General features: G+C 58.7%; 9 protein-coding genes, 3 tRNA genes and 1 riboswitch. Of the genes, 1 reads left to right on the top strand and 11 read right to left on the bottom strand.

The annotated features are described in order from the left end of the window. Positions 1-61: 61 nt before the first annotated feature. The 8 genes from mgtE to ltaE all read right to left on the bottom strand — a co-directional run bounded on the left by mgtE (position 62) and on the right by ltaE (position 7,809). Positions 62-1,504 carry a magnesium transporter gene (mgtE, locus tag GH769_RS18165; RefSeq protein WP_032903465.1) on the bottom strand — a complete coding sequence of 481 codons (1,443 nt, stop codon included), beginning with the start codon at positions 1,502-1,504 and terminating at the stop codon, positions 62-64. A 348-nt stretch (positions 1,505-1,852) separates the two neighbouring features. Continuing rightward, a tRNA-Arg gene (locus tag GH769_RS18170) sits at positions 1,853-1,929 on the bottom strand. A 72-nt stretch (positions 1,930-2,001) separates the two neighbouring features. Further along, a tRNA-Arg gene (locus GH769_RS18175) sits at positions 2,002-2,078 on the bottom strand. 108 nt (positions 2,079-2,186) lie between these two features. Further along, positions 2,187-2,277, bottom strand: a tRNA-Ser gene (locus GH769_RS18180). A 62-nt stretch (positions 2,278-2,339) separates the two neighbouring features. After that, entirely contained in the window at positions 2,340-2,528 is a 189-nt protein-coding gene (gene csrA / locus GH769_RS18185; protein WP_003175645.1) for a carbon storage regulator CsrA, read from the bottom strand. Between the two features lie 174 nt (positions 2,529-2,702). Beyond that, positions 2,703-3,944 (bottom strand): aspartate kinase, encoded by a 1,242-nt coding sequence (locus GH769_RS18190; RefSeq protein WP_003193595.1) that lies wholly within the window; start codon positions 3,942-3,944, stop codon positions 2,703-2,705. Positions 3,945-4,039: 95 nt separating this feature from the next. Further along, entirely contained in the window at positions 4,040-6,658 is a 2,619-nt protein-coding gene (alaS, locus tag GH769_RS18195) for an alanine--tRNA ligase (RefSeq protein WP_153649870.1), read from the bottom strand. 146 nt (positions 6,659-6,804) lie between these two features. Next, positions 6,805-7,809 carry a low-specificity L-threonine aldolase gene (gene ltaE, locus GH769_RS18200; protein ID WP_014719591.1) on the bottom strand — a complete coding sequence of 335 codons (1,005 nt, stop codon included), beginning with the start codon at positions 7,807-7,809 and terminating at the stop codon, positions 6,805-6,807. 190 nt (positions 7,810-7,999) lie between these two features. After that, a riboswitch (FMN riboswitch) is annotated at positions 8,000-8,169 on the top strand. Positions 8,170-8,266: 97 nt separating this feature from the next. On the opposite strand from ltaE, the gene GH769_RS18205 reads away from it, so the two are divergent. Beyond that, on the top strand, positions 8,267-8,776 hold the full coding sequence (locus GH769_RS18205; protein WP_003193604.1) for a 6,7-dimethyl-8-ribityllumazine synthase: 510 nt from the start codon (positions 8,267-8,269) through the stop codon (positions 8,774-8,776). Between the two features lie 133 nt (positions 8,777-8,909). Here GH769_RS18205 and astE read toward each other — a convergent pair whose 3' ends face one another. The 3 genes from astE to astB are packed head-to-tail and all read right to left on the bottom strand — an operon-like array spanning position 8,910 to position 11,586. Then, positions 8,910-9,914 (bottom strand): succinylglutamate desuccinylase, encoded by a 1,005-nt coding sequence (gene astE, locus GH769_RS18210; protein ID WP_014719592.1) that lies wholly within the window; start codon positions 9,912-9,914, stop codon positions 8,910-8,912. 11 nt (positions 9,915-9,925) lie between these two features. Next, positions 9,926-10,213: a hypothetical protein gene (locus tag GH769_RS18215; RefSeq protein WP_003175651.1), complete on the bottom strand. Its 288-nt coding sequence runs from the start codon at positions 10,211-10,213 to the stop codon at positions 9,926-9,928. Between the two features lie 26 nt (positions 10,214-10,239). Beyond that, positions 10,240-11,586, bottom strand: coding sequence for an N-succinylarginine dihydrolase (astB, locus tag GH769_RS18220; RefSeq protein WP_032903464.1), 1,347 nt, complete (start codon positions 11,584-11,586; stop codon positions 10,240-10,242). Positions 11,587-11,637: the final 51 nt, after the last annotated feature.

Raw genomic sequence — 11,637 nt, forward strand, 5'->3', positions numbered from 1 at the left:
TTTTGCCTGGAGTTTGGGAATAAGAAGCAAAGCGAGGGCAGATTTGCCCCCGCTGGAAGGGTCAGAGCAGGAAGATCGTTGCCAGGCCCAGGAAGATGAAGAAACCACCACTGTCAGTCATGGCCGTGATCATCACACTGGCACCCATGGCAGGATCGCGACCTAGACGCGCCAGGGTCATGGGAATCAATACCCCCATCAAGGCCGCCAGCAACAGGTTAAGGGTCATGGCCGCAGTCATTACCACGCCCAGGGACCAACTGCCGTAGAGCAAGTATGCCACCACGCCAATCACACCGCCCCACACCAATCCGTTTATGAGGCCTACCGCCAGTTCCTTACGCAGCAGCCGTGAGGAATTGGCAGTACTGACCTGATCCAGCGCCATGGCGCGCACGATCATGGTGATGGTCTGGTTCCCGGAGTTACCGCCAATACCCGCCACAATCGGCATCAACGCCGCCAAGGCCACCAGCTTCTCGATGGAGCCTTCAAACAACCCGATCACGCGAGAAGCGATAAACGCGGTAATCAGATTGATAGCCAGCCAGGCCCAGCGGTTATGCAGTGAACGCCAGACCGACGCGAAAATATCCTCCTCTTCACGCAAACCCGCCATGTTGAGGACTTCGGTTTCACTTTCTTCACGGATCAAGTCGACGATTTCATCGATGGTCAGACGACCGATCAACTTGCCGTTCTTATCCACCACCGGAGCCGAGATCAAGTCGTAACGCTCGAATGCCTGGGCCGCGTCGTAGGCATCTTCGTCCGGATGGAAGCTCACGGTATCGCTGGCCATCAGGTCAGCAACTTTCTTCTCCGGATCATTGACCAGCAGGCGCTTGATCGGCAAAACGCCCTTGAGGATCCCCTCATAGTCGACCACAAACAATTTGTCGGTGTGGCCGGGCAATTCTTTTAGACGGCGCAGGTAACGCAACACCACTTCCAGGCTGACGTCTTCGCGAATGGTGACCATCTCGAAGTCCATCAGGGCGCCGACCTGATCCTCGTCGTACGACAGCGCGGAACGCACACGCTCACGCTGCTGCGTGTCGAGCGCTTCCATCAACTCATGGACAACATCACGGGGCAGCTCAGGTGCCAGGTCAGCAAGCTCGTCCGCATCCATCTCCTTGGCGGCAGCCAGGAGTTCTTGGTCATCCATGTCGGCGATGAGCGTTTCACGCACCGAGTCCGATACTTCCAGAAGGATGTCACCGTCACGATCAGCCTTCACCAACTGCCACAGGGTCAGTCGGTCATCCAGCGGCAAGGCTTCAAGAATATAGGCGACGTCGGCGGAGTGCAGGTCATCGAGCTTGCGTTGCAACTCGACGAGGTTTTGCCGGTGAACCAGGTTTTCGACGCGGTCGTGGTTCGGACCTTCCTGGCGGTGCGTGAGGTCTTCGACCACGCGCTGGCGCTGCAGCAGCTCGATAACTTGAGCCAGACGATCCTGCAGGCTTTCTTGTGTCTTCTTTACTTCTACTTCGGTCATAGGCGAACTCCACTCCCAGCAGCGGGGCACGCCGGAAGGATCAATCAGTCAATTCATGATTGGTAAAGCGGGGTACTGAGTAACTACTGGGTAAGTCCATGGAGGTATTCCACAAGCCCCGGCGGGGCTGACGGGCGCATGATACACCGCCCGGACGTTTTAAACGTTAAAAAACTGGAAAGAACAAGCGCTTGCACGCCAAAGCTCAGTATTGGCTGCATCTATGAACTGCGACGACGCAGGCGCATGGGAAAACACATGAAGAGGGAGAAAAAGGAGGACGCCGGATAAAACCCACACAAACCCGAGACGGCAAAAAGCCCGCACTAGGCGGGCTTTTTGTTTGTATGGTGCACTCGACAGGATTCGAACCTGTGACCGCTCGGTTCGTAGCCGAGTACTCTATCCAGCTGAGCTACGAGTGCAGATTGTGTTTTTAGACCAGATCACAACTGGTTGAAGCCAAGCTACCTGCATCACTGCAACTAACTCTTAAATGGTGCACTCGACAGGATTCGAACCTGTGACCGCTCGGTTCGTAGCCGAGTACTCTATCCAGCTGAGCTACGAGTGCATTTGTTGCCGCGCATTATAGGCCGTTCAATCTCTATGTAAAGCTATTTTTTCGAGTATTTTCAACAACTTACCGAAAAAACCAGATTGCAACGTACTAAGCAAATAATGGCGGAGAACGGGGGATTCGAACCCCCGACACCCTTTTGAGGTGTACTCCCTTAGCAGGGGAGCGCCTTCGGCCACTCGGCCAGCTCTCCGCAACACGGGGCGTATATTAACCACGTTCCTCCCCGTTTGCAAACATAAAAAACGATAAAAATTAAAGGCTTGGTTCTTCGTCCTTCTCTTTCTTGATCCGCAGGTAGATTTCCTCGCGGTGGACCGCCACCTCTTTCGGAGCATTAACCCCAATACGTACTTGATTGCCTTTAACGCCGAGCACCGTCACGGTGATTTCGCCATCACCGATAATCAGGCTTTCTGCGCAACGACGAGTCAGAATCAGCATACCTTTCACCTCACGCATTTCAGTTCAGGAACAACAGTCTGCAAAAAAAAAGCATTCGACCTACAACCAAAAGGTCGTAGCCCTACTCGCTAAGTATTGTCGAGCCCATGCAAAAGACCATGTACCCCACAAAAAAATGAAAGGCGCGGTAAACCGCGCCTTCCTGGCAACGCATCACTCGCCCTGTCGGGCCGGAGCATCCAACTCAAAAGCCGTATGCAGCGCGCGTACAGCCAGTTCCAGGTACTTCTCTTCGAGCACTACCGAGACTTTGATTTCCGAGGTGGAAATCATCTGGATGTTGATACCTTCTTTGGCCAGGGCCCCGAACATACGGCTGGCAACGCCAGCATGGGAACGCATGCCCACCCCTACGATCGACACCTTGGCAATCTTGGTATCGCCGACCACTTCACGGGCGCCAATCTCGCTCGCTGTGTTCTGCAGGATTTTCAATGCTGCATCGTATTCGTTGCGATGCACGGTGAAGGTGAAATCGGTGGTGTTATCGTGCGAAACGTTCTGCACGATCATGTCGACTTCAACATTCGCATCGCTGACAGGACCCAGAATCTTGAAAGCCACGCCCGGGGTGTCTGGCACGCCACGGATCGTCAGCTTGGCTTCATCGCGATTGAAAGCGATGCCGGAAATGATCGGCTGTTCCATGGATTCCTCTTCATCAATAGTAATGAGGGTGCCCGGACCCTCCTTGAAGCTGTGCAATACGCGCAGCGGAACGTTGTACTTGCCGGCGAACTCCACCGCACGAATCTGCAACACCTTGGAACCAAGGCTGGCCATTTCCAGCATTTCTTCAAAGGTGATCTTGTCCAGCCGCTGGGCCACGGGCACGACGCGTGGGTCAGTGGTGTAGACGCCATCCACATCGGTATAGATCTGGCATTCGTCCGCCTTGAGCGCTGCCGCCAGGGCCACACCGGTGGTGTCCGAACCGCCACGACCCAGCGTGGTGATGTTGCCGTGCTCATCCACACCCTGGAAACCCGCTACAACTACCACGCGCCCTGCTTTCAGATCAGTACGAATTTTCTGATCATCAATTTGCAGGATCCGCGCCTTGGTATGTGCGCTGTCTGTAAGAATGCGCACTTGGCTACCAGTGTAGGACACCGCTGGCACGCCACGCTTGTTCAGCGCCATGGCCAACAGCGCAATGGTCACCTGCTCGCCCGTGGAGACGATCACATCCAGCTCACGCGGCAGCGGCTGTTGATCACCGCTGATGGCTTTGGCCAGATCGATCAGGCGATTGGTCTCGCCACTCATGGCCGACAGCACCACTACCAGGTCATCACCAGCATCGCGGAACTTCTTAACCTTGTCGGCGACCTGCTCGATTCTTTCGACAGAACCAACCGAGGTGCCTCCAAATTTCTGTACGATCAAAGCCATTTCCAAGCCGCCTCAGCCCGTAAAGGGGCGCCTAATATCCAATCCACCTGCACTGAACAAGCCCGTGACTAGACCACGGGCCGGTTAACAGTGCTTTAAATACCTGCCTCGACAAATGGCACGGTCAAGGCCAGGGCCGCGTCCAGCGCTGCGGCATCGACACCACCGCCTTGCGCCATGTCCGGACGACCACCGCCCTTGCCGCCCACTGTCGCAGCGGCTTGCTTCATCAAATCACCGGCTTTGAGTTGGCCAGTCAGGTCCTTGGTTACACCCGCAACCAGAACGACCTTATCCTCATGGACACTGCCGAGCAGGATCACTGCGCGGCCGAGCTTGTTCTTCAACTGATCGACCAAGGCCAACAGCGCCTTGCCATCCTGGCCGTCCAGGCGCGCCGCCAGGACTTTTACGTCCTTGACGTCAACCGCCGCGGCCGACAGGTCATCGCCCGCAGCGCTCGCCGCTTTGGCCTGCAACTGCTCCAGCTGTTTTTCCAGCGCACGGTTGCGCTCCAGAACGGCGGACAGCTTGTCGATCAGGTTGTCGCGGCTGCCCTTGACCAGGCCGGCCGCTTCCTTGAGTTGTTCTTCGGCTGCATTGAGGTAAGCCAGGGCCGCAGCACCAGTCACCGCCTCAATACGACGTACGCCCGAGGCCACCCCACCTTCGCTGATGATCTTCAGCAGGCCGATATCGCCGGTGCGGTTGGCGTGGATGCCACCACAGAGTTCTACCGAGAAGCTGCCGCCCATACTCAGTACGCGAACTTCGTCGCCGTACTTCTCGCCAAACAGCGCCATGGCGCCTTTGTTCCTGGCGGTCTCGATATCGGTTTCTTCAGTTTCAACCGGGGTGTTCTTGCGAATCTCGGCGTTGACGATGTCTTCCAGGGCCTTGATCTGCTCAGGCTTGATCGCTTCAAAGTGGCTGAAGTCAAAACGCAGGCGCTGGCTGTCCACCAACGAACCTTTTTGCTGCACGTGCTCGCCAAGGACCTGGCGCAGCGCGGCGTGCAGCAAGTGCGTGGCCGAGTGGTTCAACGCCGTGGCATGCCTTACATCGGCATCGACCTGGGTGTCTACCGGTGCGCCCACAGTCAAGTTGCCCAGCACCAGCACACCGTGATGCAGGAACGCACCGCCGGTCTTGGTGGTGTCGCGCACGTCAAAACGACCGGATGTCGAGCTCAGGAAACCGCAATCGCCAATCTGGCCACCCGACTCGGCATAAAACGGCGTCTGGTCCAGCACCACAACCGCCTCTTCACCCTCGCTCAACACGTCGACCGACTTACCGTCTTTATAGATGGCGACGATCTTGGCCGAGCCCGCAGTCGCCTTGTAGCCGGTGAACTCGGTCGGTACGTCAACCTTGACCAGGGTGTTGTAGTCCAGGCCAAAGGAGTTGGCCGAACGGGCCCGCACGCGCTGGGCTTCCATCTCACGCTCGAAACCGGCTTCGTCGACGGTCAACTCACGCTCGCGGGCGATGTCGGCAGTCAGGTCCATCGGGAAACCATAGGTGTCGTACAACTTGAACACCACATCACCCGGCACCACGGTGCCTTTGAGCTCAGCCAGGTCCTGTTCCAGAATCTTCAGGCCGTGCTCCAGGGTCTTGGAGAACTGCTCTTCTTCAGCCTTGAGCACCCGCTCGATGTTGCTTTGCTGTTGCTTGAGTTCCGGGAAGGCATCGCCCATCTCGGCAACCAGCGCGGCCACGATCTTGTAGAAAAAGCTGCCGGTAGCGCCCAGCTTGTTACCGTGGCGGCACGCGCGACGGATGATGCGACGCAGCACGTAGCCACGGCCTTCGTTGGACGGCAGCACGCCGTCTGCGATCAGGAAACCGCAGGAACGGATGTGGTCCGACACCACCTTGAGCGAAGACTGGCCTTCATTGGCGCAACCAATAGCTGCCGCCGAGGCGCTCAGCAGGTTGGTGAACAGGTCGATTTCGTAGTTGGAGTGAACGTGCTGCATCACCGCACTGATCCGCTCCAGGCCCATGCCGGTGTCTACCGACGGTGCCGGCAGCGGATGCAACACGCCATCGGCGGTGCGGTTGAACTGCATGAACACGTTGTTCCAGATCTCGATGTAGCGGTCGCCGTCTTCTTCCGGCGAGCCTGGCGGGCCACCCCAGATATCGTCGCCGTGATCGTAGAAAATCTCGGTGCACGGGCCGCACGGGCCGGTATCGCCCATGGTCCAGAAGTTATCGGACGCGTAGGGCGCGCCTTTGTTGTCACCGATACGGATCATGCGCTCGGCAGGTACACCGATTTCCTGGGTCCAGATGTCATACGCTTCATCGTCCGTCGCGTACACGGTGACCCAGAGTTTTTCCTTGGGCAGCTTCAGCACGCCGGTGAGGAAGGTCCAGGCGAACGTGATCGCGTCTTTCTTGAAATAGTCGCCGAAGCTGAAGTTACCCAGCATCTCGAAAAAGGTGTGGTGACGGGCGGTGTAGCCGACGTTTTCCAGGTCACTGTTCTTGCCGCCGGCGCGTACGCACTTCTGGCTGCTGGTAGCGCGGGTGTAGGCGCGCTTTTCCTGGCCCAGGAAACAGTCCTTGAACTGGTTCATCCCCGCGTTAGTGAACAGCAGGGTTGGGTCATTGCCTGGGATCAAGGAGCTGGAGGCTACACGGGTGTGGCCTTGCTCTTCGAAGAAGCGAAGGAAGGCTTCACGGATTTCTGCGCTTTTCATTAGGTTCTTCCACGGAGGCTGCGGCCAAAGGCCAGTGCGCAACATCATCAGACGGAGCGACGGCAAAGGGCCGCATTATATCGGCCCTTTGCCGGTGGTACAGCGTGTTTATGTGATAGAAACAGTCAATTAGACGGCCTGCACTGTCATTTCTGCGAAAACGCGACGAATGTCTGCACCACTTGCTCGATCTGCGCCCGGCTCACATCCAGATGGGTGACCATGCGCAGGCGCGGCGCGGCGCTCAACTTGACCCCACGCTCGGCCGCAAAGGCCTTCAGCGCCTGCGCCTGATCACCTACCTGCACATACACCATATTGGTCTGCACCGGCTCGACGCTGTAGCCGGCCTTGCGTAACTCATCGCCCAGCCATTGCGCGTTGGCATGGTCGTCAGCCAGGCGCTGCACCTGATGATCCAGAGCATACAACCCCGCCGCCGCCAGGGAGCCCGCCTGGCGCATGCCGCCGCCGACCATCTTGCGCAAGCGCCGAGCCTTGGCGATCAGCGCCGTCGAGCCACACAGCACCGAGCCGACCGGCGCACCGAGGCCCTTGGACAGGCACACCGACACCGAATCGAAATGCTGGGCGATTTCTCGCGCATCCACCCCCAGCTTGACCGCCGCGTTGTAGAGGCGCGCGCCATCCAGGTGCAGGGCCAGGCCATGCTCGTGGGTAAATGCACGGGCCTTGGCCAGGTAATCCAGCGGCAGCACTTTGCCCTGCATGGTGTTTTCCAGCGCCAGCAGGCGTGTGCGGGCGAAGTGGAAGTCGTCGGGCTTGATGGCGGCAAGCACTTGGTTCAGATCAAGGGAGCCATCAGCTTGAACTTCCAGGGGTTGCGGCTGGATCGACCCCAGCACCGCCGCACCGCCGCCTTCGTATTTGTAGGTGTGAGCCTGCTGGCCGACGATGTATTCCTCGCCGCGCTCACAGTGAGCCATCAACGCCAGCAGGTTGCTCATGGTACCGGTGGGCACGAACAGCGCCGCGGCAAAGCCCAGGCGCTTGGCCAACTCGGCCTCCAGGCGGTTGACGCTGGGGTCTTCGCCGTAGACATCATCGCCGCTGACGGCGCTGGCCATTGCGTCGAGCATGCCGGGGGTAGGTTGGGTCACGGTGTCGCTGCGCAGGTCGATCACGGTCATGAAGGGGGCCTCTAACGGAGTGGATAAGTCCTTTTGTGTGTGATTACTGCGGGCAAAGCCACGGAATATCAAGCCCCTATTGCATTCATTCGAATACCAACCAATCAAACCGATATAAGTTATCGAGACGGCAGCCGTGCAGTTTTCGAAAAACCATGTTAAAAACTCTGCGCCGCCAGGGTTCTGGTGGCAACGTTCTCAGGGCGGGGTGCAATTCCCCACCGGCGGTAATTGCACGCAATGTGCATAGCCCGCGAGCGCTTGGCGCCTCGAACTGCTCAGGCAGGACGGCGACGAGGTCAGCAGACCCGGTGTGATCCCGGGGCCGACGGTCATAGTCCGGATGAAGAGAGAACGGGATTGGCACCTAAGGGCCGCGCGCTTGTTTGCGCATGCGTACCCTTAAATCCCATTCGATTCATAACGCCCTGTTTTTTTCTTAAACAGGAGTCAGAACATGCAACCCACCGCAATCGACAGCAAAAGCAAAAACCATCACGGCGAGCGCGTCGCGTTTATCCAGGCCTGCTGGCACAAGGATATTGTCGACCAATCGCGCAAAGGCTTCCTCGCCGAAATGATCGCCCAGGGTTATCAGGAATCGGACATCGACTTCTTCGAAGTCGGCGGCGCCTTTGAAATGCCCCTGCACGCCAAGTTGCTGGCCAAGACCGGCCGTTACGCCGGCATCGTCGCTGCCGCGCTGGTGGTGGACGGTGGCATCTACCGTCACGAATTCGTCGCGCAATCGGTAGTCAGCGGCCTGATGCAGGTGCAGCTGGAAACTGAAGTGCCGGTGTTCTCGGTGTCCCTGACGCCGCACCACTTCCATGCCGGCAGCGAGCACACCACGTTTTTCTACGAGCACTTCGTGCACAAGGGCCAGGAAGCGGCGCGCACCTGCGCCGATACCCTGCACAAGGTACGCGCGATCCGTCGTAGCGAGCCGCGTGCGGTAGCGGTCTAAATCCAAGCCTCACCGCAAACCAGTGTGGGAGCTGGCTTGCCTGCGATGCAGACACCTGGGTGTATCAGTGATACCCAGGTGATGTTATCGCAGGCAAGCCAGCTCCCACATTGGACTGAGCCAGACTTGGCTCTCAGGCCAGGCCGGCATCCGTGGTGGGCACGATCAATATCCCGGCGCGCAAGCCGTTCTTCACCTTTGGGTTGGGAAAGATAATGCGGGCGCCCTCCTCCTCGATCACCCAACGGGTCTTGGCCACGTCTTCGGCCAGCAGGTAGCCCCTTTCCAATTCCGAAAAGTTTTCCACATCTGCGGGCAGGTGCATCAGGAAGGCGTCGCTGTGCTTGATCACTTCTCGCGCAACGGCGAAGAGTTGCAGGCCGTCGAGGCTACCGGTCTCAGGCTCGTTGCCCTCGATGATCTGCTTCAGACGCGCTTCCAGGCGCGACACGTCCACACCGTCGTTCTGCCCGAACGGCCGGGCCTTGCCCAACTCCAGGGTGAACGCCTCGGCGCCGAGTTGCTCGTAGGTAAACGCGGTGAAGGTAATCGAGGTTTTGTTCTGCAACAGCACCGCCTGCATACCAGCCGCGTTCAGGCGCTCCAGCTCTCGGCGCGAGTGCTGTCGGTCTTCCTTCCACGGGTACAACGCGAACTGTTCGATTTTCGAACCACGAATCGCGGTATGCAGGTCGTAATGCAGGCGCGAACGGCCAGGCAGGCTGAAAAAGCTGCGGGCCAATTGCTCAAGCTCGGCGGCGCGCATGGCTTCGGGGCCGATGTTTTGTTCATGCCGGCCATTGAACAGCCGGTTGACGTCCAGCTCGAGGTAACGCTCACCGCGGCGCATGGCCTCGGTATTACCGAACAGGAACAGAATACGGGTGCGGGGTTTGATCTCCCCGCGGGCAATGCCATGCAACAGGCGGTCGAGCAATTCGATCGGCGCGGTTTCGTTGCCATGGATGCCGGACGACAGCAGCAAGTCGCTGCCGTTGTCCAGAGCTTCAGGAGGGCGCACTTCAAGCGCGCCTTCGCTGAGCCAGCGCATCTGCACGCCGTCGACAGTCAGTTGAATTTTTTGCGCCGGTTCACGACCGGCGAGGGTCAGTTCAAGCAGTTTGCCGAGGGCGAGCATAAGCAGCTTCCTTAGTGGTTGCAGCCTGGGCCATGGACATGATCGTCGTCGTCACCTTCAACGTCGGCCGGTTCCATTTCCAGTTGCAGGCTCATCAGGTTGGTGGCCAATGGGCGCATCAGCAGGTTGGCGTACTCGGCGTCGCCCTCTTCTACGTCTACGCCAATCAGCAGTTGGCCGCGGCCATCGTGCTGGATCCAGATCTCCTTGCCCTGCCAGACCACGGCGACGCGGGTGCAGGAGGTTTCCAGCTGGGTGCCGTCGGTGTCTTCAAGGATGAGTTTCAGGGTGTCGGTCATAAATAAAATATCTCAGCCGTGTGGCATTAATTGATCTGGAAAGGATAAACCGAGCCCAGTTTAAGGATTTGCGTCAGTTCATCCAATGCCGTCCGGCACTCAAGCAGCAACTGCGGGTCAGCCAGGTCGGTTTCGCGCAGGCTGTCACGGTAGTGCTTGCCCACCCATTGGGTCAGGGTTTCGTATAACGGCGCGGTCATGATAACGCCTGGGTTCACGGCCGCCAGCTCGGTTTCGTTCAACGCCACGCGCAGGCGCAGGCACGCCGGCCCGCCGCCATTTTGCATGCTTTGCTTGAGGTCGAAGACCTTGACTTCGCGGATCAGCCCGCCGGAAGCGGTCAGACCTTGCAGGTACTGCCACACGCGCTCATTGGCGCGGCACTCTTCCGGCACGATCAGCAGCATCGAACCATCAGGACGAGTCAGCAACTGGCTGTTGAACAGGTAGGAACGCACCGCGTCCTCGACACTGACCAACGCGCGAGGCACACACACCGACTGGAAGTTGCCGCCCAGCTTGCCCAACTTGCCGTGCAGTTCGGCGAGCATCTGCTCGGTGTTGAGGAACGCATCCTCGTGATAGAACAGCACTTCGCCGTTGCCCACCGCGATCACATCGTTGTGGAACACACCCGCGTCGATCACCGCCGGGTTCTGCTGGGCGTAGACCACACCGTCATCCTTCAAGCCATGCAGGCGCGCAACGGCCTGGGAGGCTTCGAGGGTCTGGCGCGCCGGGTACTTCTGCGGGGCCGGGTAACGAGGGTCGAAAGCACTACGGCCGAAGACGAAAAACTCGACGCCCGCCTCACCGTACTCACGACAGAAACGCGTGTGGTTGGCCGCGCCTTCATCGCCAAATTGCGCCACGGCCGGCAAGGCGGCGTGGTGAGCGAAATGCTTGCCATCGGCGAACATCGCCCCCAGCACGCGGCTGGTGGTGGGGTGCTCGATGCTGCGGTGGTATTTGCAATTGAGGTTGGCGGCAGTGAAATGCACGCGGCCGTCTGCGGTGTCGGCGCTTGGGCTGACGGTGGCGGCGTTGGCTACCCACATGCTGGATGCCGAGCAGCTCGCTACCAGCAAAGGCATAGCCTGCCTGGCAGCCTGCTGGATTACCTGGGCGTCGGTGCCGCTGAAACCCAAGCTGCGCAAGGCGGCTACATCCGGGCGCTCCTGGGGCGCCAATACACCTTGCACAAAGCCCATGTCCATCAGGGCTTTCATTTTCTGCAGGCCCTGCAACGCCGCTTCCTTCGGGTTGGAAGACTGCTGGCTGTTGCTTTGGGACGCGACGTTGCCGAAGGACAAACCGCCGTAGTTATGGGTCGGCCCCACTAGACCGTCAAAATTGACTTCACAGGATTTCATCGGCGAGGCTCCACGAACATCTGTTTTTATAGGCATCAACTGCAGGTCTAT

It is taken from the genome of Pseudomonas sp. CFSAN084952 (assembly GCF_009648855.1).
Classification (GTDB): Bacteria; Pseudomonadota; Gammaproteobacteria; order Pseudomonadales; family Pseudomonadaceae; genus Aquipseudomonas; species Aquipseudomonas paracarnis.

Bases quoted from the DNA above. Each gene is read 5' to 3' on its own strand.
- mgtE (WP_032903465.1), bottom strand. From the start codon at position 1,504: ATGACCGAAGTAGAAGTAAAGAAGACACAAGAAAGCCTGCAGGATCGT.
- csrA (WP_003175645.1), bottom strand. From the start codon at position 2,528: ATGCTGATTCTGACTCGTCGTTGCGCAGAAAGCCTGATTATCGGTGAT.
- GH769_RS18190 (WP_003193595.1), bottom strand. From the start codon at position 3,944: ATGGCTTTGATCGTACAGAAATTTGGAGGCACCTCGGTTGGTTCTGTC.
- alaS (WP_153649870.1), bottom strand. From the start codon at position 6,658: ATGAAAAGCGCAGAAATCCGTGAAGCCTTCCTTCGCTTCTTCGAAGAG.
- ltaE (WP_014719591.1), bottom strand. From the start codon at position 7,809: ATGACCGTGATCGACCTGCGCAGCGACACCGTGACCCAACCTACCCCC.
- GH769_RS18205 (WP_003193604.1), top strand. From the start codon at position 8,267: ATGCAACCCACCGCAATCGACAGCAAAAGCAAAAACCATCACGGCGAG.
- astE (WP_014719592.1), bottom strand. From the start codon at position 9,914: ATGCTCGCCCTCGGCAAACTGCTTGAACTGACCCTCGCCGGTCGTGAA.
- GH769_RS18215 (WP_003175651.1), bottom strand. From the start codon at position 10,213: ATGACCGACACCCTGAAACTCATCCTTGAAGACACCGACGGCACCCAG.
- astB (WP_032903464.1), bottom strand. From the start codon at position 11,586: ATGAAATCCTGTGAAGTCAATTTTGACGGTCTAGTGGGGCCGACCCAT.